This is a genomic window from Noviherbaspirillum sp. (assembly GCF_035254685.1).
In the GTDB taxonomy this organism is placed as follows: domain Bacteria; phylum Pseudomonadota; class Gammaproteobacteria; order Burkholderiales; family Burkholderiaceae_D; genus Noviherbaspirillum.
Genome location: NZ_DATFAI010000023.1, coordinates 90050 through 112245 on the forward strand (window position 1 = coordinate 90050; position 22196 = coordinate 112245).

The following is a 22196-nucleotide window of genomic DNA, read 5'->3' on the forward strand; positions in this document are numbered from 1 at the left end:
TAAGCGAGTCTTGGAAGGAAAACCTGTTTTGCCTGGATGAGACGGCACTTTAAGTAAACTTCAAAAAACACTTGAGGTTGAGCCTGGGCAGAATGGCACCGGATCGCGGAGAGGGGAAGTACGAAAAATGGGAATAAGGCGCTGCACAGCCTTAATACAGTGGCGTGTGTACCGCGTAAGACGGGCATCCGTGCTGCCCCCATCTGCCACCGCAGACGCGCCACTTGCACTTTTCCCGATCGATCAGGCCGTCGATGCGTTCGCATCGTGCAAGCATGGCGCGTGTAGTGGCGGTACGTGATGCCAGAGAAGCCGAGCGATTCTCGCGGCCGGATGCAGATCCGGACCCTCCAGCTCTGCCCTTGCCCGCACGTGCTTCTTTCACAGCATGCCCGGCGTTAGTCTTTTTTTTTAATTCTTCTTCGGCCTGCTGCCGGATGCGCTCGATCTCCTTGTCCTTCACGGAATCCTGGGCAAGATGCCGCCGCGACGATGTCTTTGCAGTCTTTTTCTCGGCAGCCTTGCGGTGTACTTTCGGGCGTGATGAACTGCTGCCCGATGTCGACTCGCTGCGGGCATCATTGCCGGGCGCGGCCGCAATCCGCGCGGGCGACGTGTCGGCTGGCGCTTCAGGCCGGGCCGCATCGGGGGCAGACGTGGGAGGTGTGGCGCCGGATGCGACAGGAGCTGGGATGCGAACACTATCACCCGCCGGCGGTGCGGGTGGTACAGGCACAGCAGCCTGCTGCGTCGCATGTTCCGACGGCGGCGCACCGTCATAGGGCAGCTCATCGGGGCTGATGCCGCGCATGCGGGGCCGGTTGCTCTGCACTGTCTGCGCCGATGGCTTCACGGTCGATGGCATGGTGCTGGCATCCGGGGCCCGTGTCCGTGTCTGGCTGTTATCGAGCCATAGCGCGGCACCGAGACCAACGATGGCACCGACCGCGAATATCCCGCCCATCACCCAGAAACGCGTCGCATGACGTTTTCGCTCGCCATCCTGGACAGGCATCTGCCACGGCTCTTGCCCGAGCGCCTGCCCCGCGCGCGGTGAAGGCCGCGAGGTAGCCGTCTCGTTCCAGCGCGGCTCGGTGCGCTCTCCAATGTGTGCCTGCTGACCGTGTTCCCGCGCACCCTCCTCTCCGACGGCGAATGATGTGCCATGCTGAAGGTGTTCGCGAGTGGCGTCGGCATGGTGAGTACGCTGCGTGGTAGCGCTCAAATGGCGAGTCCTCCTGAGTTGATATGCGCGCAATCGCACCCCGTACTGCAAATAAGACGACGCGCTGTATGCACCCTTGCCTTCGAACTGTGCAAGGTTGTGCTGACTGGAATTCTTTCGGGCGGCCGGTAAAGGCAGCGGCTTGCCGCAGGAGACGCAGATCCTCGCCAAGCCGGCATTTTCTGTCCCGCAATCCTGGCATCGCATGGTGCCCTGCGTGTTATTCGATGCACATGCCTTTGAATGACCGTTGACGGCAAAACTTAGTTCAACAGGAAAAGTTACGAAAGCTTGCCGCAGCGTTTGAGCGAGATCACGGCGCGATGCCGGACAGAAGAAAATTCCAACGGGCAAAAAGAAAACGGCTGCCTGTCGCCGGGCAGCCGTTCCTGGATTTCTCCTGATCCACTCTACTGTCAGAGGTTCAGCTCATAGACGATTTTCCACAGCGAACCTTCCTTGGCCCAGTACTGGCGCTTGCGGATCGTAGTCCTGCTTTTTCCGACCTTCGATTCCTGTGTGAAAGTGCTGACGATCATGTTGTCGCGGCCGGGGTAAAAGAAGAAGGTCTCGTCCTTCAATGCTATCGACACGCCCCTGACGCCGCTCATGAACTGCTGATGTTTTGCGAGCCACGTATTCAGGTCCTCGCCGCGATCGGATTTGAACTGGCGCGAATAATTTTCCATCATGCGCTTCGGATTCATACTCTCAAGGTCGCGCCGCCAGTTATCAATCAACCGGGTCGCAAGATGGCGGTCGCTATCCCATTTGGCCTTGCTGACGAAATCCACGCTTTCCGCGATCACCACCGGCGTCTTGCCGATTTCGACGGAGGTCGCCAGCTTGTGCAGGTCCGGATTGGTCAGCACCACGCAGCCATCGGAAGACAGCGGCGGGCGGCTGTAGCTGTCCGGCGGCGTGCCGTGCAGCCAAATGCCCGAACCACTGCGGCCGTTGACCTTGTCCCATTCATTCGGATAGTTGATCGGCAACGCGCCTGAACCATAGAAATCGGGCAGACGGTCGCCCGAGAGATGGCTGGTGATGTAGTAGATGCCGATCGGCGTCTTCTGGTCACCTTCCTTGAGCTTGTTGACGCCGAGCTTGCCCTGGCTGATGTAATAGTCGTTGACGAACTTCAGGCGCCCGCCTTCATTCGCATAGACATAGAGGCGCGAACGTTTGGCATCGACCAGGAGTACATGCTTCTGGTCTTCGCGCAGTTGAAGCACGAGACGCGGCAGCAGGTTCGGATCGGGGCGTTCGCGCAGCGACTTCAGCCGGACGATCGCCTCTTCGCGCAGGTTCCTGAGCTTGTCCTCCGGTCCGCTGGCGTTGCCAAAGCTTGTGACCTTGTGGGTTTGCATCATGAGCAGATCGCCACGGATCAGATGCCCGAGACGAAAATTCGGGTAGTCCTCGACCAGCTTATCCGCCTTGGCCAGTGCCTGCTGCAAATGGTTGGCGCCGAGCTCCTTGTACACCTCGACCAGCAGCACTTCCGGATCCGGCTTTTCAGAGGCCTGAGCCGCGACGGGCGCTGACGCCCGCGCCGTCTTCGCAGCCTTCGCCGGTTGGCGATGGCCGTGGGCATGCGACTTCGCCAGCGCCGCAAGGGGCGACGCGCAGACACTTGCGGCCAGCAGCCACGACAATCCCCGAATCAAGGCCCGGCCGCAGGACGCGCCAGTTGCCCGACGGTTGATGGATTTGAAACGCAACATCAGCTACCCGTATTCTCCTGTTTGATCTGCCACCTGCCGCCTTGCCTGGCCAGCACGAGGGTCTTGCGGGTGTTGGCGGTCAGGCGGTCCGACACATAGAGCTGGCGGAACTTCACCGTTGCCGTATTGCCATTGATACTGACCTGCGGAGATTCGACCTTGACGCTGATATTGCTCTTGCCGACGATGCGTGCACGGCGGTCATCTTCCCAGGCCTTGCGCGACTGGCCGTTTGGCGTGTGGAAATCGCTGCCGTAATAGTTCAGGTAGGTCTTCACGTCCTGCGAACTCCAGGCCTTGGCCCAGCCATGCACGACTTTCAACACCTCGTCATGTTCGACATTGACGCTGGGTGCAGGTTTCGCCTCGGGCTTCGGCTCGGCCTTGGCAAGCTCATGCTTCGGTGCTTCGTGTTTCGCCACAGGCGCGGGCTTGGCTGGTGCAGGTGCCGGAGCTGCTGCAACCGGAGGCGTTGCCGCCGGCGCCTTCGCTGCCGGAGCAGGTGCGGGAGCTGGCACAGGAGCGGCTGCGGGTGCCGGCGCAGATGCGGCCGCGATCTTCGTGCCGTTCATGTTGCTTACGAGCGAGCGCACCAGCGTGAGTTTCGACTTGGCGGCAGAATTGCCCGAATCTAGCTGCAGGGCCTTGTCATAGGCCTGGCTGGCCAGCTTCGCATGCACGTCACCCAGGTTTTCATACGCCGTCGCATAGCTCGGGTTGGTGCGGATGGCGGCATCAAGTGCGACGCGCGCCTTCTCGTACTGCCCCGCCGCTGCGTACAGTACGGCGAGGTTGTTGTAAGGCTCCGGCAGCCCCGGATAGTCCTCGGTCAGCTTGGAAAAGACGACAATCGCTTCTGTCGACTTGTTCTGCTCGGTGAGGATGACCCCTTTCAGGAAGCGCATCTGCGCATCGCGCGGATTCTTGTTCAGGAACGTATCCGCTTTTGTCAGCGCTTCCCCGTACTGGCCGGCGCGCATCAGCTTGTTGATGTCGGTGTAGTCATCCGCAAACACGGGCGCGGCAAACAGGGCTGCCGCCAGGCCCGTCACCGCGATGGCGCTGCTCAACGTTGGGCGCAAACGGAAATGGGTCATGCGTCGCGAGAAGAAAGTCATGGGAATGATAGGTGTAATCTGGCAGCAAAAACGGCGTACAAAAGGTGGTGTGCGGGGCGAGGAGCCAACGGCAGACGTCGCTCAGTCCTTTGGCAACTGGCCGCCGGGGCGGTTTTTAAATCAGAGCATTCTATACTCACTGCCCCAAATGCGCTATTTCGGCACGGCTTACCAATCCGGCAAGCGCGGCCAGAGGCAGATGCAAGGCCCCGGCCGTGTGGCAGCCGCAGTCACGCCGGCGCTGTGTCTCATTCTTTCGCCGAGTCCGCTTCCGTTGCGCCTTCGCTGGAAGCTTGCGGCATGCTTAGCTGATAAGACATGTGCAAGCCTGAGGGAGGCGTAACGTTGACAGTCCCCGCCTGGGCTGCCGTGGCAATGGTTACGGGCGCGGAGACGTGTACCTGCTCGGACACAGCATGGGTGTCCTGCAAATTCCAGGCGGTAGTGGTAGCCACGCCGGCGAAGAAGGCAGCGCCGCCCAACAGGGCAACCAGCGGTCGCCTGACTGAATTGCCCTTGGCTGCAGGGACCGGCGCCTCGGCAAGCACCGTTTCGGCACGCTCTCGCCAATCACCCAGCACATCGCTCTTTTGCGCCATGCGTCCGATCAGGTCGGCTGCGATCGCCTTCGCCTCTTCCTGCTGGCGTTCGAAATTCGCCCGCAAGGCTTCCGCCTGCTCGGCGCTGGTCAATGCATAGTCCCGCTGCTGGTGCGCCGCACGCAGCGCGCGACGCTCCGCGGCGACACGGGCTTCCTCGGCCGCACGTGCTTCGACCTCGGCTTCCATGCGTGTCGTGGCGAGGTCCGCGGCCTCTCGTTCGGCCCTGGCGCGCTGCTCGGCTTGTTCGCACGCGATCTCTTCCGCCTTGCGCTTTTCCTGGATTGCTGCAAGAGCCTGCTGCTCCGCCTTGGCACGCGCGCTTTCAAGGCGTGCCAGCTCAATGGCTTCGCGTGCCTTTGCTTCGGCCGATTCGGCGGCAAGGCGTTGCAGGTCGGCCTGTTCGCGAGCAGTTTCCAGGAACTGCTTTTCTGCTGCAAGTCGGGCTTCTCCGGCAAGGCGTGCCGCGCGCGCCACTTGTTCGCGGGCGCGGGTGACCTGCGCCTGCTCCTGCTCAATGCGCGAACGCTCCTCGGCGTCTGCGCAGGCGTTCTTTTCCGCTGCCAGTTTTTCTTCGATCGCCGTCAGCGCCCTTTGCTCCGCATCGGCGCGCTCGCGCTCAACGCGCAGTTTTTCCTGTACGGCCTCGAGGGATTTCTGCTCGGCCGCTGCACGACGACGCTCCTCGGTGGCGAGATCGATTGCCTCGCGCGCCTTCGCAATCGCGACTTCCGCTGTCTTGCGTTGCAGCTCTGCTCTTTCCGCAGCCCGTTCCAGCAGATCCTTTTCCGCTTCGCAGGCACTCTCGCTTGCTTCGCGTGCGGCGCGTTCAGCCTCTTCGCGTGCCTTCAGCGCCACGGCCTGCTCCTTCTCGGCCGCCGCCCTTGCTTCGACTTCGGCGCGCAGCTGCTTTTCCGAAGCGAGCCTGGCCTGGATGGCATCGAGCGCCGCACGCTCGGCGGCGACACGATCCTTTTCCACCTTCGCGAGATCAACGGCCTCGCGCACCTTTTTCAGCGCGACATAAGCAGCCTGGCGCTCGAACTCGGCGCGCTCGGCGGCCTTCTGCATGCGCTCCTTCTCGGCGACGAGCTGGCATTCCACCGCCTCACGCGCCTTGCGCACTTCCTGTGCACGCGCGCGGGCGGTGTCGGCATGTTCCTGCTCGGCACGCGCGCGGGCTTCAGCATCTGCCCTTGCCGCCTGCCCGGCAGCTAGCTTCTCCTGGACTGCTTCCAATGCCCGCTGCTCAGCGGCGGCACGCTCCTGCTCGACGCGCGCCAGTTCGGCCACCTCGCGCGCTCTCGCCTCCGCCGCTGCAGCGGCCTTGCGCTCCAGTTCAAGCTGCTGCGCAGCCTGCTCAAGTTGCTGTCTCTCTGCCGCAAGCCGGGCTTCGATGGCATCGCGCGCGGCCTGCTCGGCCCGTTCACGCGCGCGCATCGTTTCCGCATGTTCGGCTTCGGCACGCACCCGCGCGGCGGCGTAACTGCGCGCCGTTTCCTCGGCAGAACGTTTCTTCCGGATGGCTTCCAGTGCCTGCTGTTCCGCAAGCGCGCGCTCCTCCTGGGTACGCGCCAATTCGACCGCTTCACGCGCTTTTGCTTCCGCCGTCTCCGCGGCCTGGCGCTCCAGCTCGGCTTTCCGGGCAGCCTCTTCCACTTGCTGCTTCTCGGCGGCGCGCCTTGCCTCGATCGCTTGCCGCGCGGCGAGCTCCTCGCGCTCCCTGGCACGCAACAGTTCCGCCTGCTCCCGTTCGGCACGGGTACGCGCCTCCGCCTCGACGCGGGCAGCTTCCTCCGCTTCGCGCCTTGCCTTCTCGGCCTGAAGCGCTTTCTGCTCGGCCTCGGCGCGCTCGCGTTCCGCGCGCGCCGCTTCGGTTGCTTCGCGCGCCTTCAGCAAGGCTGCGTGCGCGGCCTTGCGCTGCAATTCCACGGCTGCGCCGGCTTGCTCCGCAGTGTGACGCACGGCGGTCGCTTCGGCCTCATGTGCAGCACGCAGCGCGCGGTCCGATTCTTCCTTCGCGCGCAGCGACCCGGCGAGTTCCAGTTCGGCTTTGGCGCGCGCTTCGGCTTCAACCAGCGCGGCCTGCTCGGCGGCCAGCTTGTTTTGCGTCGCCTTCAGCACCTTCTGGGCGGCTTCGGCACGTTGACGCTCGACCAGCACCTTCTGATGCATGGTGTCGAGCGCCTGTTGTTCATCCTTGGCTCGCTGGCGTTCCAGACGCGCCAGCTCGACGGCTTCGCGCGCCTTGAGGAGTGCGGCGTTCGCTGCCTCACGCTGCGCGTCGGCGCACTCCATCGCCTTCGCGAGCGCGGTCTTCGCCGCTTCGCATTCCTCCTCCTTCGCAATGCGCGCGACACGCTCGGCCTCTTCCTGCATGCGCAGCAACCCGGTATGCTGCTGCTCCGCCCTGACGCGGGCGGCGGCTTCGGCCAGGGCAGCTTCTTCGGCACGCAGCTTTTCCTGCAAGGCTTCCACGCCGCGCTGCTCCGCTTCCGCGCGCTCGCGCTCGACGCGCGCCAGCTCGACGGCCTCGCGTGCCCTGGTGGCGGCGAGTTCCGCGGCCTGGCGCTGCAGTTCAGCATGTTCGGCGGCGCGGCCGTAGGCCTGCTGTTCGGCCTCGGCCTGCTCGGCGGCCATCTTCGCCGCCGCGCGTTCCAGCTCGATGCGCTTATCAGCCAGTTGTCGGGCGCGCTGTTCTTCCTCGGCGCGGGTCTGCATCGCATCGGCGATCTTCTGTTCGGCCTCCGCACGCTCCTTCGCTTCGCATACGGCGCGCGTTTCTGCGGCGGCGCGTGCGCGCGCCTGCATGTCCGCCTCGTGCTCTGCTTCGACACGGCTCATTGCCAATGCCTGCAGCTCGCGCTCGGTCTGGATGCGCGCCTCGGTTGCGATGCGAATGCGCTCTTCGGCTTCGCGGCGCGCATGTGCTGCCGTGGCGGCAAGCGATTCCGCCTGTTCGCGGCGGGTCGCCGCTTCGCGCAGTTCGGCATCGGCCTGCAGACGCAGCTGATAGGCTTCGGTGGCCTTGCGCTCGAGTTCGGCACGTGCTTCCGCGGCTGCTTCGCTCACCTGCTCTGCGAGGGCGCGCGCGCGGGCTTCCTCGCGCGCCCGGACCTCGACCGGAGCGCGGCTCAAGGCTGCCTGCAAAGCCATGGCTTCGGCACGCTCGCGCTCGCGGGCGGCATCCATCGCTTCGGCGCGTGCCTTGGCCAGCATTTCCGCAGCCTGGCGTGCTTCGCGCTCGCGACGCTCCTGTTCGCGCGCGAGTTCGACCATGCGCGCATCGGCCCTGGCACGGGCTTCGGCTTCCTGCCTGGCAGCCTCGGCGGCGGCCACGCGCTGCGCCGCCTGCCAGCGCGCCAGCTCGTTTTCTTGCGCCAGCTCCTCGGCGGCGGCGGCGGCACGGGCAGCCAGTTCGGATTCCATCACAATCTGCTCTGCCGCGCGCTTGCGGGCTTCCTGCTCGGCGCGCGTCCGCTCTTCCGCCATGCGCTGAGCTTCAGCTTCGGCCACGGCGCGCGCCCGCAGTTCAGCGATTTCCTTCTTGACGGCTGCGGCCCGTGCTTCGCTGGCTTCCCGCGCCTGACGCTCGGCCTCGAGGCGCTCGCGGCTGGCTTCAATGGCTTCTTCTGCTGCCCTGGCCTTCTGGTACGCCTCTGCTGCAGCAGCCGCTTCGAGTTTTGCCTTGTCTTCCGCGAGAGCGCGGGCGCGGGCTTCTGCGTGGGCCCGGTTTTCGGCCGCTACGGTAGCCTTGGCCTCGGCCTCGACGCGGGCGATCGCTTCGCGGATGGCTTTCAGGTCGACACCGCCGCTGGCGTTCGGTTTGGCCGGCTGGATGTCAGGCCCACGGTCGATATCCTCCTCATCAAAGGACTTGTCCCGCAAGTTGAGCTTGTTCCGCAATGCCTCGTTCGTTTCCATCCTGGACCCCCGCTTGGTGAGCGACTCCGGCATCTGTTCTTGTCATGCTTCCGGCCGGAATTTCTTAATGTGTATTATCAGAGGCCGACCCGCGAATCCGGCGACGAAACAGAGGGGGAAATCCGAGCCACTTCATGAATATATGCGCCGCCTGCCGTGCTCAGACAGCGTGCAAAAGATCGAAATGCATTGTCTTTTCGATAATGAAATGGAGCGCAAACTGGGAATGTCTGCGGCTCGTTTGATGTGGGCACGAGACAAATTCTTGCAAAACGCACTACAGTTGCCGGAAGCCCGATATGATTTCTCCTGTTGCGCCGTCGCTGCGGCAGTCAGCGAAGGCACGCCCCACAAGACCAGAACGATGACAGCACCTGCGGATCACCCAAGCGATATTGCGGACGACAATGCAGCACCAGCCTTGAGCCGCCAGTTTGCCGAAGTCAGCCACAGCCTTCGTGCATCCATGAACGGCATCGCGGGCATGCTCGCCATGCTCCGCGAACGCGACCTCTCCGCGTCGCAGCAACAATATGCGACCATCCTCCAGAACAAGCTCGACACGCTGCTCGACATGATCGAACGCATGGTCGACATGTCCCTGCTGGAGGCGAACCAGTTCACCCTGACGCATTCGCAATTCGACCTGCGGACGGAAATAGAGGCATCGTGCAGCCACAAGATCGCATCGGCCCGCGCCAAGGGGTTGACGCTGACGCTCGACTGCCCGCCGTCCGTGCTCCTGGAAGGCGATCCGGCGAGGTTGCGCCAGCTCGTCTCGATGCTGGTCGACGGCGCCATCCGCTTCACTGAACAAGGCGAGATCACGGTGAGCGCCCGCGCCGAATGCGCAAGGCACAGCTGCGAAGTGCACTTCGACGTGCACGCCCACGCCTTGTCCGAAGTCGGCGAACGGCTGAATGCCATGCTGAGCCAGGATGCATCGGCGTCGCCGCGCAGCACTGCCGCACTCGAACTGGCTTTGTGCGTGCAACTGGCAAAGCTGCTGGGCGGACGTATCAGCATCAGCAACCCGCCGGAGCAAGGCACCATCTTCCACCTTTCCCTTTCGCTTCCGCTTGCCATGAACCGTGCAAGCGGCGTGCGCACCCTGCTCGTTGCGGAGCCTTCGGTCGAACGGGACGCGCTTGAAGAGTACCTGGGCGAACATGGCTTGCGCGTCGAGGCATTCGATGGCGCGATGGACGCGCTGAATGCACTCACGCTCGCCAGCGCAGGAGAAGACCCGTTCCGTTTTGCCGTGATCGATCGCTGGATCGGCGCCATGGATGGCGAGCTGCTGGGCACGTCGATCAAGGCAGATCGCGCCCACGCCAACATGGTCCTCGCACTCCTGAGCGAACGAGCGCAGCATGACCAGCAGATCCTGGAGCAGTCCGGGTTTTCCGCGCTACTTGTCAGATCCGCGCCGCGATCCGAACTGGATGCCGCCCTGTCGTGCCTGCGTGCTGCGCTTGAGGAGGGACGGACACCACGATTCATCAGTGCCGGCGCGGTAACGCACCCCGGGCAACACGACAACCGGAATCTGCCGTTCGCCGGAAGGCGCATCCTGTTAGCCGAGGACAACCCTGTCAACCAGCAGATCGCGCTGCGCATGCTGGAAACCCTCGGCTGCGTAACCGATACGGCCGAGGACGGACAGCAGGCCGTCGACAAGCTGCGCGCGACGGACTACGACCTTGTACTGATGGACTGCGAGATGCCGGGCATGGACGGCTATCAGGCGACACGCATGATCCGCGCATCGCAAGGCAGCAGCAAGAGGACGCCGGTCGTGGCACTGACGGCGTCGTCGAGCCAGGATGAGCGGGAGAAATGTATCGCCTGCGGCATGGACGACTTCCTGTCCAAGCCGATCCGCCCGCAGCAAGTGAAAGGCACGCTTGCACGCTGGCTGGGACAAGCCTCGGTCGACGCACCGCGCGCGCAGCCATCGGCGCTCCTGGACGAACTCGATGCGATGCATGCCGCGTTCGGAGAGAATTTCCGTGAGATCACCAACCTGTACCGCAACGACTCGCCGCCACGCATCGCTGCCCTGCGCGAGGCATGCGGGTGCGATGATCGTGCGCGGATGGGCAAGATCGCGCATGCGCTCGGCGGCAGCAGCGCGTCGATCGGCGCGACCCGGCTGTCCATCCTGTGCAGGGAACTGGAGATGCGTGCGAAGAGCGGCACCATGGACGACGCAGAACAGCGCATCCATGCTATCGAAACGGAGTACCATCGCATCAACAGCAAACTGCAGTCCCTTCTCCCTTGAGGGAAAAACATGCCCCATCCAGCGAAAGAATTGAACATCATTCTTGCCGACGACGACAGCACCACATGCCACGTGCTGCGCATGCTGCTGCGAGAGCACGGCCATCAGGTCCTGGCCGAAGCACGCGATGGGGAAAAGGCGATCGAACTCTGCGAAGCGCACAAGCCGGATATCGTCTTCCTCGACATCAACATGCCGCGCATGAACGGACACCAGGTGGCTCATGCGATCCGGGAGAAAATGCCGGGAGTCGGCGTGATCATGATCAGCGCCCTGCCGACGCTGGAGAATGTCCAGAGCGCGTTGCAGTCGGGCGCCAGCGGATTCGTTGTCAAACCCTTCAACGCCATCAAAGTGGTGGAAGCCATCGAGAACTGCCAGCGATTGAAACGCGCATAAGCGCTTCGGCGCGCATCACTCCTGTTCGACCACCATCAAGCCCGCGCGCAGCCCGACCCGCACATCGGGATTCGGAAACACCACATACTCCATCACCGGCCCGACGCGATACACCGTGTCGCCGTCCATGGCGATCACCGTACCCGGCTGCATCGGCGTAAAATTTTTCGTCGCGCCGTCAAACGCCATCCGGAATGCATCGCTGCGCTTGATCAGTTCCTGCGCCACCCGGAATACGCGCGGCCGCGCTGGTGCCACTGGCAGCTTTCCGCGGCGCAGAAAAGCATCGATCGCTCCCCGCGCTGCATCGAAAGGCCGCAGGTCGTTCTGCCCCAACGTGCCTATCTGCCCCAATTCAACCGTGGCGCTGCCCGCGCCGTATCCCTCGGCAGTAAATGCGCTGAATGTACTTGCAGATGCCGGATTCACGATCGCCGCACCGATGCCAGCGGCACCAAGCCATTGCATGAGCATCTCGCGCTGCGGCTCGCCCACGATTGCAGGAACGACCGCGAAGGTCGGATACAAGGACGGCCGGATCGCGGCATGCAAGTCAAGATGCCATGTCGCCCCATCCGCGCCGGCAAGGAATGAAGCTGCGGCACGCATCAGCTCGTCCGCGCGCGTCGCCTCGGCTGCCTTTCCCAGCTCACCGCGGTCTGCGCGGAACAGCCGGTTCAGATCGACATCGATGAAGCGCTTGCCCTGTGCAATTGCCGCGAGATTGCCTACAGCGACCATCAGATCGACCGCGAGTGCCTGCGGCTCGGCAGCAACGTGATGGAGGATGTGCGCCAGCATTTCGATCGGCGCGGTTTCATCGCCGTGCACGCCGACCGAGAGCAGCAGGCGCGGACGATGCTGCCCGCCATCGCTCGCGCGAATTTGCAGAATGCCGCGCGCGGGCGACTCAACGGCATGGCCCGGGCCGGCGAAGCAGCCTGCGATATCTGCCATGTCGCCGGCTGCCAATGCACGCACCGCGCCTTGCAGATCGCGGTCCATCATCAGGGCTGGAAATCGTACAGCCCGGGCAATTGCAGGATGCCGGTCAGTTCATCGAGAGCCGTCTGGATGTCGACGGCCAACTTCGGGTCGGCGAGATCTTCCGGCGCAAGGCGGTCGCGATAATGTTTTTCCACCCATGCCACGAGCCTGTCATACAAGTGCTCCGTCATGAGAACGCCCTGGTGCATCGCCGCCGCTTCAGCGTCATCGAGGATCACCCGCAGGCGCAGGCAGGCCGGTCCGCCGCCGTTGCGCATGCTCTGGCGCAGGTCGAAGCTGAGCAGTTCGTCGATCGACCTGCCGCTCGCCACGAGGCGTTCAAGGAAGGACGCGACCGCCTGGTTTTCCCTGCATTCGTGCGGCACTACCAAGACCATGCCGCCATCCGGCTTCGACAGTAGCTGGCTGTTGAAGAGATAAGTCGATACCGCGTCGGCCACCGATACTTCCGCCGCATCGACGCGTATGGCATGCAATCCGGCATGCACTTCATCCATCGCCTTGCGCAGTTTTACGAGCGCGCCAGTTTCGTCAGCGAAGGCCTGCTGATGGTAGAACAGCACATTGCCATTGCCGACGGCGATGACGTCATTGTGAAACACGCCCTGATCGATTGTCGCGGGGTTTTGCTGGATGAACAAGGTTCGGTTTTCGTGCAGGCCGTGCAGCCTGGCGACGGATTGGCTGGCCTCCAGCGTCTGGCGCGCCGGATAATGCTTCGGCGCCGGCGCATCAGGCTCGAATTCGACGCGGCCGTACACGAACATCTCGACGCCGGGCGAACCGTACGCCGCGCACAGGCGGGTGTGGTTGGCGGCGCCTTCATCGCCGAACGCAGGTGTGGGCGGAAGCGCGTCGTGCACGACGAATTGCCTTTCGTCAGCGAAGATCGCGCGCAGGGCACGCCCTGTTTCGAGATGCTCGAAGGAGCGATGCATCTTGTTGTTCAGGTTGGCCACGGTGAAGTGGGCGCGTCCGTCAGCGGTATCAGACGAGGGACTGACGGTGGCAGCGTTCGCCGTCCACATCGGCGCCGCCGAATAGGCGCAGGCCAGGAACATCGGTGCTTCCCGTGCCGACCGTTCGATCACCTCGGCATCACTGCCGGTGAAGCCGATGGCGCGCAGCAGGCCGAAGTTGGGCCGCGACTGCGGCGGCAGCACAGCCTGCGCAAAACCGCGCGCGGCCAGCGCACGCATCTTGGCCAGGCCTTGCAGCGCGGCCTGCTTCGGATTAGAAACTCTCTTGAAGTTGTGGGCCGATGCGACGTTGCCGAAGGATAGCCCGGCATAGTTGTGCGACGGGCCGACCAGTCCGTCGAAGTTGTATTCGCGTGCAGTCGCCATGCATTCCTCCATTCAGAAGACGAGGCCGGGTGAAAGTTGGACGGGCATGTCGAGCGCGTTGTTTTCGATCGATGCCACCGGATAGGCGCAGTAGTCGGCGGCGTACCAGGCGCTGGGCCGATGGTTGCCCGACTTGCCGATGCCGCCGAAGGGCGCGGTACTCGCAGCGCCGGTCGTTGGCCGGTTCCAGTTGACGATGCCGGCACGCGCATGCATCCGGAAACGCCGCCACAAGGTTTCATCATCGCTGAGCAGGCCGGCGGCAAGGCCGTATTCCGTTGCATTGGCCACGTGCAGGGCGGCCTCGAAGTTCGGCACGCGCACCACCTGCAACAAGGGGCCGAACCATTCCTCATCCGGGACATCGCTCGCGCCGGTCACATCGACGATGCCAGGCGAAACGAAGCCCGTCCCCGCCTGCAGTTGCCGCATGGTCAGCAGCACCATGCCGTTGCGCGCAACGAGGCCGTCCTGCGCCGCGATCAGCTTTTTCGCCGTCTGTTCCGAGATCACCGGCCCCATGAACGGCGCCGGATCCTGGTCGAACCTACCGATGCGGATCTTTCCCGCCACCTCCCGCAGGCGCTCGATCAGCGCGCGCCCTTGCATGGAATTCTCCACGATCAGGCGCCGCGCACAGGTGCAACGCTGGCCCGCGCTGACGAAGGCGGAAAAGATGATGTGATGCACCGCCGCGTCGATGTTGCCGACATCCCAGGCGACCAGCGGATTGTTACCGCCCATTTCGAGCGCGAGCATTTTCCCTGGCTGCCCGGCAAACAGCTTGTGCAGCATGGCGCCGGTCTGGTAGCTCCCGGTGAACAGGATGCCGTCCAGCTCCGGATGCATCGTGACCGCTGCGCCCGTATCACGCCCGCCGTTGAGCACATTCAGCACGCCTGCCGGAAGACCTGCCTCGATCCACCATTCGGCAGTGCGGATGGCGGTCTGCGGCGCGTATTCGCTCGGCTTGAAGACGACGGCATTGCCTGCGATGAGCGCCGGCACGATATGCCCGTTCGGAAGGTGTCCCGGAAAGTTGTACGGGCCGAGCACGCCGAACACGCCGTGCGGACGATGGCGCAGGACCGCGTTGCCGTCCGCGACGCGCGTCGTCGTTTCGCTGGTGCGCGCTTGATAGGCCTGGATGGAAATGTCAACCTTGCCGCTCATCGAATTCACTTCGGTGCGCGCTTCCCACAGCGGCTTGCCGACTTCCAGCGAGATCAGGCGTGCCAGTTCCTCGCTGTTTTTTTTCAGCAGGTCGCGAAAGCGCGTGCACACCGCAATGCGTTCGTCGAGCGTGGCCATGGCCCAGGCATCGAATGCGGCACGCGCGGCCTTGCATGCGGCGTCGACTTCATCGGCGGTGGCAGCCCTGCCCGCCCATATCTGCAGTCCATCGGCAGGGTTGAATGCCGCGAGCGGCGGCCCTGCGCCTTCGATCCATTGACCGTTCACATAATGGCTATGCATGAGGAATCTTTCTTGGATTGAGGGGCATGCTGCGTACGATGTCGCCGGCGTGGCAGTCCAGCGCGTGTCGCCATGCGTGATGCAGGTGGATGCAGCCTTCGTCTGTACTCGCCTGCGCCGCGACGACGCGGAAATCGCGCATGCTGGTGTTGCAGACCAGCGACGCCGTTTCATCCGGTGCCGCATCGCCAGCTTCCACCACCACCAATGCACTCTCGCGCAAGGCACGCAATTCGCTCACCCGCGCCTGCAGGACCGGGCCGGCATCGAAGATATCGACGTAGCCTTCGTAATGCATGCCTTCCTGTTCGAGCAGATGGCGCGCCGGGGCGGTGTCGACATGCACGCGGCCGATCACTTCCTGCGCTTCCTGCGGCAGATAGGCGACGTACAGCGGATGGCGTGGCATCAGCTCGGCGATAAAAGATTTCTTGCCGAGGCTGGTCAGGTCATCCGCGCGGTCGAATTCCATCTGAAAGAAATGATGGCCGAGGCTGTCCCAGAAGGGCGAGCGCCCGGCCGGCGTCTGGTAGCCGCGCATCTCGGCGATCAGTTTTTCGGTGAACAGGTGCGGGAATTGCGCGATGAACATGAAGCGGCTCTTCGACAGCAGCTTGCCGTTGTGGCCCACGCGGTAATCGGGATGCAGGAAGAGCGAACAGAGTTCCGCGCATCCGGTCAGGTCGTTGGACAAGTACAGCGTGTCCATGCGCGAAAACACGTTCAGCTCCTTGCTGGAATGCACCAGCGTGCCGATGCGGTAGTTGTAAAACGGATCATCCAGCCCGACCGCGCCCTTGATCGCGCACACGCCGACCACTTTTCCGGCGGCGGTATCTTCCATCACGAACACATAATCGCGCTGCGCCACCGGGATGCGCTCTTCGAAAGACGCACAGGCAAGCGCAACGCGTTCGCCGACAGACTTGCGGTCCGGCTTCAGCGTCGTCATGCCCGAGCCGACCATGCCGGCAAGCGCCAGCAGGCCGTCGAAATCGTGTTCCCTGATGGCGCGTACGACCAGCATCGGCATCCTCACAATTTCACGCACAGGACGGTATCGCCCCGCACCACGTCGAGGCGGCGCATCGCTTCCAGGGGCACGCCGATGTGTTCGGACTGCCGGGGAGAAGCGCATTCCACGACGATCGCGCGGAAGCCATGCTCGCGGACCGGCGCGACGAGGTAGGCATCGCGCCGCCCACGTCCCGTCCTGCCGGTATCTTCGACGACGGTACGCGACATGGAACGCGAGAAGGAGCGCAGCGTATTCCGGCGTGCGCGCAGCACCGGTCCGCCATCGAAGATGTCGACATATTCATCCGGCTCGAAGCCTTCCCTCGTCAGCACCCGGTACGCCAGCTCGCCCTGGGGGTGCACCTGCCCCAGCACCGCCTGCGCCTCGGGCGGCAGCAGGGGAACATAGACAGGATACGGCGGCATCAGCTCCACGATCACGGTGCGGTTGCGCGCGCCCTCGATCATGCGCTCCGCCTGCAGGAAATCCATTTGAAAGAACTTGCGGCCGAGCGCATCCCAGAAAGGCGACCTGCCTTCCTCATCGGTCATGCCAGGCATGGAAACGAAGAACCGGTCGCTGAACCGCTGCGGCGCCAGCGCCGCGAATAGCAGCCGCGCGCGCGAGAGCAAGGCCGCCTCGTTTCCCGCCGTGCGCCGGTTGCGCAAGTAGAAGCCCGACAATTGCGAATGTCCGGTCAAATCGGAGCACAGGCTGAGCGCGCGAACATTGTGGCTGATGCCAAGGTCGCGCGATACCTGGCTCAGGATATCGTTGCGGAAGGCGAAGAATGCACCGCTCGATCCGGCCGTGGCGGCGATGGCGGCCGTGCCGGCCAGCGCATCCGCGTCAGGCGACTCCAGCACGAACAGATAGGATTCCGCATGGGGATGCTCCGGATGCGCGGCGAACGATGCCATCGACCGTTCAACCGCGGTCTCGATCGTTGCCCGCGTGCGCGGCAAGGTATGCACGCCAGGCGTGGCCCCCGAGGACATGGCCTCGAGCGCCGGGATATCGGCTGTTGCCACGGAGCGGACCATGAACATGGAATCCTCCGGTCAGGCAGGTTTGCGTCAGCGCATGCGTCGGATGGCACGAGGACGAGATGGCCGGAGTCGCGTATCTGCCTCGTCGATCTGCGCATCCGTCACCTGCTCAACATTCGGCATTGCCTGTCCTTCAAGTCGCTGAATTGCAGTCATTCCGTGCTCCGGTTGGGTTGACTCTCTTTATCCACCAAATCCACCGCGAAGGCAACTGTGCGCGCGTTTACTGGCCGTTGTGCAATCAACCAGGCTGCGAAGCTAAAAATCGAAGTTGATGCCTTGCGCTAGCGGCAGCGCATGGCTGTAGTTGATCGTGTTGGTGGCACGCCGCATGTAGGCCTTCCATGCATCCGATCCTGATTCGCGTCCGCCGCCCGTGTCTTTCTCGCCACCGAACGCACCGCCGATCTCCGCACCGCTCGGGCCGATGTTGACGTTGGCAATGCCGCAATCGCTGCCGCAGGAAGAGATGAACAGTTCCGCCTCGCGCAGGTCCGTGGTGAAAATGCTCGATGCGAGCCCTTGCGGCACGTCATTGTTCCAGTCAATTGCCTGCTGCAGCGACGCATAGCGCACGACGTACAGGATCGGTGCGAAGGTTTCATGATGCATGACGGCAGTCTGTGTCGGCATCTCCACCAGCGCGGGACGCACGTAGTAACCGTTCTCGCATCGGGCGACCGGCACGCGCTCGCCGCCGAAGACCGTGCCGTTTTCCGTGCGCGCCCTGGCAAGCGCATTCTGCATGCCGTCCCACGCGGCGCCGTCGATCAGCGGGCCGACCAGTGTGCCTCTTTCCAGTGGATTGCCGATCGGCAGCGATGCATAAACTTTCCTCAGCTTCGTGACGAGGCCATCGTACACGCTGTCATGCACGAACAGACGGCGCAAGGTAGTGCAGCGCTGGCCGGCGGTACCTACCGCCGCAAACACGATGGCGCGCGTGGCAAGTTCGAGGTCGGCGCTGGGCGCAACGATCATCGCGTTGTTTCCACCCAGTTCAAGGATGGTCCGTGCGAGGCGTTGTGCGCAGGCCTGCGCCACGGCGCGGCCCATGCGCGTGCTGCCTGTGGCGCTGACGAGGCGCACGCGGGCATCCTCGACCAGCGCCTCTCCCGCTTCACGGCCGCCGATGATCACTTCCGATAGTCCGTGCGGTGCATCGCTGCCGAAGCGCTGCACCGCCTTGCCCAGCAAGCCTTGGACGGCGATGGCGGTGAGCGGAGTCTTCTCGGAGGGTTTCCAGACCACGCTGTCGCCGCACACGAAGGCGAGCGCGGCATTCCAGGACCAGACCGCGACAGGGAAATTGAAGGCGGAGATCACGCCAACGACGCCGAGCGGATGCCAGGTTTCCATCATGCGATGTCCGGGCCGCTCGCAGGCAATCGTCAGTCCGTACAACTGGCGCGACAGCCCGACGGCGAAATCGCAAATGTCGATCATCTCCTGCACTTCGCCCAGCCCTTCCTGCAGGATCTTGCCGGCTTCCAGCGTGACCAGCCTGCCCAGCGCCTCCTTGTGCGCGCGCAACTCTTCGCCGAAGAGGCGAACCAGTTCACCGCGGCGCGGCGGCGGCATGTTGCGCCACTGCGCGAAGGCCGTATCGGCGCGCGCGATCTTTTCCTGTATCTGGTGGGGCGTATCGGCGTGCAGCCCGGCCAGCGTTTCACCGTTGATCGGGCTGGTGCTGTGAAAGCTTCTTCCTTGCCACGGCGTCAGATCGACGCCAAGTTCGCTGAACAATTGGATCACGGATTCCATATGCATGCTCCTTGTCAGGCGGCATAGAAACGGCCGAAACGATTGGCCAGGAAATCGGCCAGCCTTGCCTGTTCCTGCCGCACCAGGCCGGCCTTCGGCAGCTTGCCCTGCATCACCAGGTCCACCATGGTACAGATGCCTGCAGCGGTGGTGACCTGGATGGCGGACAAACGTTCGCCGTTGACTTCCTGACTGTATATCTTCTTCGCGTAGGTTTCCTGTTCGAGCCGGCCGTCGCGCATGCCGCACACGCTGACGAACACCAGCACCACGTCCTGCCTGGTGATCGGGATCGATGCTTCCAGGACTTCCTTCAGGATCGCGCGCCGGTCCGGCAGCCCGAGCTGCAGGTCGCGCACCAGCATCTTGATGATATCCCGGTGCCCCGGATAGCGCACGGTCTTGTAGTTCAGGTTCTGCACCTTGCCCGCCAGGCTTTCGCACAGGGTGCCGAGGCCGCCCGAGGTGTTGAACGCTTCGTAGTCGATGCCGTCCAGCGAGAAATGCTCCATGCCCTCAAGCGCGGGCACTTCGCGCAGATACCCGTCGACAATTGCTTCGCACAGGTTGCAGTATTCGTTGATCAGGCCGTCGGTGCTCCAGGTCAGGTTGTACTTCAGCGCATTGCTCGGAAAAGTCGGCAGCGCACCGACGCGCATGTGCACGTCGCGCAGCCGATCGAAGCGGCTCGCCACGTCATTCGCGACAATCGAAATGAAGCCGGGCGCAAGCCCGCATTGCGGCACAAAGGCAGTCGTTGCGTCTTCCGCCAGCCGCTTCACGACGCGCGTGCTCTCGACGTCTTCCGTCAGGTCGAAATAATGCGCCCCCACCTTCTTCGCGGCAGACGCGATGACTGGAGTCAGGAAAAAGGGACAGGCGGACAGGGTGACATCGTGTCCCTTGATCAGGCCGGCCGCAGTATCCGGATCGCCAATGTCGGCCTGGACAACACGCACGTCCGGACAACCCATCGCTCTCACATGCGCCAGCCGCTGCGGATCGCGGTCAGCCACAGTGAGTTGATAATCGCCGGCATGCGACAGCAGGTTGACGATGGCATCGCCAATCTTGCCGGCCCCGAGGAGGATGAGTCTGGTTTTCATTGTGTTCTCCTGTCATGTTGGGCCATATAAAAAGTCTAGAGTTGCCCGATGTCAGAAAACAGGGAGCAAAGCGTCGTCATAATGTATTATCCAGATACAATTTGACGAATCCGCACGACACTTCGCACAAGTTCCTGAACACGATGAAGCCGACGCTCGATGACATCGACAACAAGATCCTCGCGCTGCTGATGGACGACGCGCGCATGCCGGTTTCCACCATCGCCAAGCGGGTGGACATCGCGCGCACCACCGCGATTGCACGCATTGCCAACCTGGAAAAGCGCGGCATCATCGCGGGCTACGGCGTGCGGCTGAACCAGGAGCTGTATCAACCGGCGGTGCGCGCCTATGTCGGCATCGCGATGGATCCGCGCAAGGGCGCGAGCCTTGTCAAAACGCTACAGAAGATGCCCGAAGTGGAAACCCTGTGCGCGGTCAGCGGCCCGGTCGATTACATGCTTACGCTGCGCTGTCAGTCGACCGCCGAACTCGACCGCCTGCTCGACCAGATCGGTGCCATCGACGGCGTGCGGCAGACCTCCACATCGATCATCCTCACCAGTCGCATCGACCGCAGCCCTATCTAGGCATGCGGGAATTCGCTAGACTCGATGCACGCAACCAAGGAACGCACATCATGCAAACCATCCCCGAAACCAAGAAGAACCATCTGTGGCGCAAGGTCATCTGGCACACCGATCCGGAAACGCATCCGCTCGGGCCTTTCCACTCGGCCGAGATCTATTGCTGCGAAGAGTCGAACGGCTATGCCGTCTGGTACGTGCGCAAGCTGGCGCGCGACGACGTGCGCGGCAAGGCAGGCGTGGAAAATGCAGACTACCTGCTGAAGTATTTTTCGAAAACCGCGCGCGACGAAGCAATTGAATATGCAGTCGTGATCGCGCACAACGCGCCGACCGTCGACAAGCTGATCGAAAACCTTGACGCCCGCGCGGCGGCTGCGCAGAAGGTGTAGCTGCAGCAGTGCTTGGGATGTCCACAGAAAACACGAAAAACACGGAAAAGCTCTTTGATTTCGGTTCTTTCCGTGTTTTCCGTGTCTTCCGTGGACACAAATCCAGAGACCGTACGCGGTCTCCTCAGCACCATCAGGCCGGCCACAGCGGCGGCTCATCCATCTGCGCAACCTGCTCGCGCAATTCAAGGATGCGGTCCTGCCAGTAGCGCTGGGTGTTGAACCAGGGGAAGGCTGCGGGAAACGCGGGGTCATCCCAGCGCCGCGCCAGCCACGCCGAATAATGGACCAGGCGCAGGGTGCGCAAGGCCTCGACGAGATGCAATTCGCGCGCGTCGAACTCGCAGAAATCCTCGTAGCCGGCCAGCAGGTCGGAAAGCTGGCGCACCATGTCCGTCCGTTCGCCGGACAACAGCATCCACAAATCCTGGATCGCCGGTCCCATCCGGCTGTCGTCGAAGTCAACGAAATGCGGGCCGGCATCGGTCCATAGCACATTGCCGCAATGGCAATCGCCATGCAGGCGCAGATAACGCACATCACCCGCACGATCGTAGCAGCGGCGCACGCCGTCCAACGCCTGCGCAACCACGCTGCGATAGGCCTCAACAAGATCCGCCGAAATGAAACCATGCGCGAGCAGATAATCGCGCGGCTCCTCGCCAAAGCTCGCGATATCCAGCACCGGCCGTGACTGGAACGGTTGCAGCATGCCGACTGCATGGATGCGTCCGATGAAACGGCCCAGCCACTCGAGGGTTGCCGCGTCGTCCAGTTCCGGCGCACGTCCGCCATGCCTTGGAAAGACGGCAAAACGATAGCCGTCAACACAGTGCAACGTGCCTTTTCCTCCCAGCGGTAACGCCGGCACGGCCGGGATTTCGCGATCAGCCAGTTCCTGGATGAATGCATGTTCTTCCAGAATGGCCGCGTCGCTCCAGCGCCCCGGGCGATAGAACTTGGCCACTACCGGCGGCCCCTGCTCCATGCCGATCTGGTAGACCCGGTTCTCGTAACTGTTCAATGCCAGAAGGCGCCCGTCGCTGTACAGTCCGACGCTTTCCAGCGCGGCAAGGACGACGTCCGGCGTCAGGCCGGAAAAGGGATGGATGGAGGAAGTATTCACGCCCCGCATTGTACGCGCCGCAGTCCCCTGACCCAATGTGTGTCA

The 22196-nt window shown here is 63.2% G+C and carries 16 protein-coding genes; 4 read left to right on the forward strand and 12 right to left on the reverse strand.

The features are described 5' to 3' along the window. Nucleotides 1–151 precede the first annotated feature (151 nt). The 4 genes from VJ698_RS10515 to VJ698_RS10530 form a co-directional block, all read right to left on the reverse strand. Entirely contained in the window at nucleotides 152–1225 is a 1074-nt protein-coding gene (locus VJ698_RS10515) for a hypothetical protein (RefSeq protein WP_324102704.1), read from the reverse strand. A gap of 416 nt (nucleotides 1226–1641) precedes the next feature. Next, complete coding sequence (locus VJ698_RS10520) at nucleotides 1642–2952, reverse strand: L,D-transpeptidase family protein (protein WP_324102705.1); 1311 nt, start codon at nucleotides 2950–2952, stop codon at nucleotides 1642–1644. After that, nucleotides 2952–4049, reverse strand: coding sequence for a L,D-transpeptidase Cds6 family protein (locus VJ698_RS10525; protein ID WP_324102706.1), 1098 nt, complete (start codon nucleotides 4047–4049; stop codon nucleotides 2952–2954). The genes VJ698_RS10520 and VJ698_RS10525 overlap by 1 nt, the downstream gene beginning before the upstream one ends. 269 nt (nucleotides 4050–4318) lie before the next feature. Next, nucleotides 4319–8593, reverse strand: coding sequence for a hypothetical protein (locus VJ698_RS10530; RefSeq protein ID WP_324102707.1), 4275 nt, complete (start codon nucleotides 8591–8593; stop codon nucleotides 4319–4321). A 364-nt stretch (nucleotides 8594–8957) separates the two neighbouring features. Between VJ698_RS10530 and VJ698_RS10535 the strand changes: the two genes are divergently transcribed. After that, nucleotides 8958–10880, forward strand: a complete 1923-nt coding sequence (locus VJ698_RS10535) for a response regulator (RefSeq protein WP_324102708.1) — start codon at nucleotides 8958–8960, stop codon at nucleotides 10878–10880. A gap of 9 nt (nucleotides 10881–10889) precedes the next feature. Beyond that, complete coding sequence (locus VJ698_RS10540; RefSeq protein WP_324102709.1) at nucleotides 10890–11279, forward strand: response regulator; 390 nt, start codon at nucleotides 10890–10892, stop codon at nucleotides 11277–11279. Nucleotides 11280–11294: 15 nt separating this feature from the next. Here VJ698_RS10540 and VJ698_RS10545 read toward each other — a convergent pair whose 3' ends face one another. The 7 genes from VJ698_RS10545 to VJ698_RS10575 form a co-directional block, all read right to left on the reverse strand. Next, complete coding sequence (locus VJ698_RS10545; protein ID WP_324102710.1) at nucleotides 11295–12287, reverse strand: succinylglutamate desuccinylase; 993 nt, start codon at nucleotides 12285–12287, stop codon at nucleotides 11295–11297. Further along, the gene (astB, locus tag VJ698_RS10550; RefSeq protein ID WP_324102711.1) at nucleotides 12287–13633 is read right to left on the reverse strand and encodes an N-succinylarginine dihydrolase; all 1347 of its coding nucleotides are present in this window, start codon (nucleotides 13631–13633) and stop codon (nucleotides 12287–12289) included. The genes VJ698_RS10545 and astB overlap by 1 nt, the downstream gene beginning before the upstream one ends. Nucleotides 13634–13645: 12 nt before the next feature. After that, nucleotides 13646–15109, reverse strand: coding sequence for a succinylglutamate-semialdehyde dehydrogenase (astD, locus tag VJ698_RS10555; RefSeq protein ID WP_324102712.1), 1464 nt, complete (start codon nucleotides 15107–15109; stop codon nucleotides 13646–13648). Then, complete coding sequence (gene astA, locus VJ698_RS10560) at nucleotides 15102–16136, reverse strand: arginine N-succinyltransferase (protein ID WP_324102713.1); 1035 nt, start codon at nucleotides 16134–16136, stop codon at nucleotides 15102–15104. The genes astD and astA overlap by 8 nt, the downstream gene beginning before the upstream one ends. A gap of 8 nt (nucleotides 16137–16144) precedes the next feature. Further along, nucleotides 16145–17176, reverse strand: a complete 1032-nt coding sequence (locus tag VJ698_RS10565) for an arginine N-succinyltransferase (RefSeq protein WP_324102714.1) — start codon at nucleotides 17174–17176, stop codon at nucleotides 16145–16147. A 258-nt stretch (nucleotides 17177–17434) separates the two neighbouring features. Next, on the reverse strand, nucleotides 17435–18940 hold the full coding sequence (locus VJ698_RS10570) for an aldehyde dehydrogenase family protein (protein ID WP_324102715.1): 1506 nt from the start codon (nucleotides 18938–18940) through the stop codon (nucleotides 17435–17437). Between the two features lie 14 nt (nucleotides 18941–18954). Further along, nucleotides 18955–20046, reverse strand: a complete 1092-nt coding sequence (locus tag VJ698_RS10575; protein ID WP_324102716.1) for a saccharopine dehydrogenase family protein — start codon at nucleotides 20044–20046, stop codon at nucleotides 18955–18957. Between the two features lie 143 nt (nucleotides 20047–20189). On the opposite strand from VJ698_RS10575, the gene VJ698_RS10580 reads away from it, so the two are divergent. Together VJ698_RS10580 and VJ698_RS10585 are read left to right on the forward strand one after the other, a co-directional pair. Beyond that, on the forward strand, nucleotides 20190–20636 hold the full coding sequence (locus VJ698_RS10580; RefSeq protein ID WP_324102886.1) for an Lrp/AsnC family transcriptional regulator: 447 nt from the start codon (nucleotides 20190–20192) through the stop codon (nucleotides 20634–20636). Nucleotides 20637–20686: 50 nt separating this feature from the next. Beyond that, nucleotides 20687–21025 carry a hypothetical protein gene (locus VJ698_RS10585; RefSeq protein WP_324102717.1) on the forward strand — a complete coding sequence of 113 codons (339 nt, stop codon included), beginning with the start codon at nucleotides 20687–20689 and terminating at the stop codon, nucleotides 21023–21025. Nucleotides 21026–21158: 133 nt separating this feature from the next. Here the strand turns inward: VJ698_RS10585 and VJ698_RS10590 are convergent, their stop codons facing one another. Further along, nucleotides 21159–22151, reverse strand: coding sequence for a serine/threonine protein kinase (locus VJ698_RS10590; protein WP_324102718.1), 993 nt, complete (start codon nucleotides 22149–22151; stop codon nucleotides 21159–21161). Between the last annotated feature and the right edge of the window lie 45 nt (nucleotides 22152–22196).

Excerpts from the sequence above, each read along its gene's own strand:
- VJ698_RS10520 (WP_324102705.1), bottom strand. The coding sequence starts at position 2,952 with ATGTTGCGTTTCAAATCCATCAACCGTCGGGCAACTGGCGCGTCCTGC.
- VJ698_RS10525 (WP_324102706.1), bottom strand. The coding sequence starts at position 4,049 with ATGACCCATTTCCGTTTGCGCCCAACGTTGAGCAGCGCCATCGCGGTG.
- VJ698_RS10530 (WP_324102707.1), bottom strand. The coding sequence starts at position 8,593 with ATGGAAACGAACGAGGCATTGCGGAACAAGCTCAACTTGCGGGACAAG.
- VJ698_RS10535 (WP_324102708.1), top strand. The coding sequence starts at position 8,958 with ATGACAGCACCTGCGGATCACCCAAGCGATATTGCGGACGACAATGCA.
- VJ698_RS10540 (WP_324102709.1), top strand. The coding sequence starts at position 10,890 with ATGCCCCATCCAGCGAAAGAATTGAACATCATTCTTGCCGACGACGAC.
- VJ698_RS10545 (WP_324102710.1), bottom strand. The coding sequence starts at position 12,287 with ATGATGGACCGCGATCTGCAAGGCGCGGTGCGTGCATTGGCAGCCGGC.
- astB (WP_324102711.1), bottom strand. The coding sequence starts at position 13,633 with ATGGCGACTGCACGCGAATACAACTTCGACGGACTGGTCGGCCCGTCG.
- astD (WP_324102712.1), bottom strand. The coding sequence starts at position 15,109 with ATGCATAGCCATTATGTGAACGGTCAATGGATCGAAGGCGCAGGGCCG.
- astA (WP_324102713.1), bottom strand. The coding sequence starts at position 16,136 with ATGCTGGTCGTACGCGCCATCAGGGAACACGATTTCGACGGCCTGCTG.
- VJ698_RS10565 (WP_324102714.1), bottom strand. The coding sequence starts at position 17,176 with ATGTTCATGGTCCGCTCCGTGGCAACAGCCGATATCCCGGCGCTCGAG.
- VJ698_RS10570 (WP_324102715.1), bottom strand. The coding sequence starts at position 18,940 with ATGGAATCCGTGATCCAATTGTTCAGCGAACTTGGCGTCGATCTGACG.
- VJ698_RS10575 (WP_324102716.1), bottom strand. The coding sequence starts at position 20,046 with ATGAAAACCAGACTCATCCTCCTCGGGGCCGGCAAGATTGGCGATGCC.
- VJ698_RS10580 (WP_324102886.1), top strand. The coding sequence starts at position 20,190 with ATGAAGCCGACGCTCGATGACATCGACAACAAGATCCTCGCGCTGCTG.
- VJ698_RS10585 (WP_324102717.1), top strand. The coding sequence starts at position 20,687 with ATGCAAACCATCCCCGAAACCAAGAAGAACCATCTGTGGCGCAAGGTC.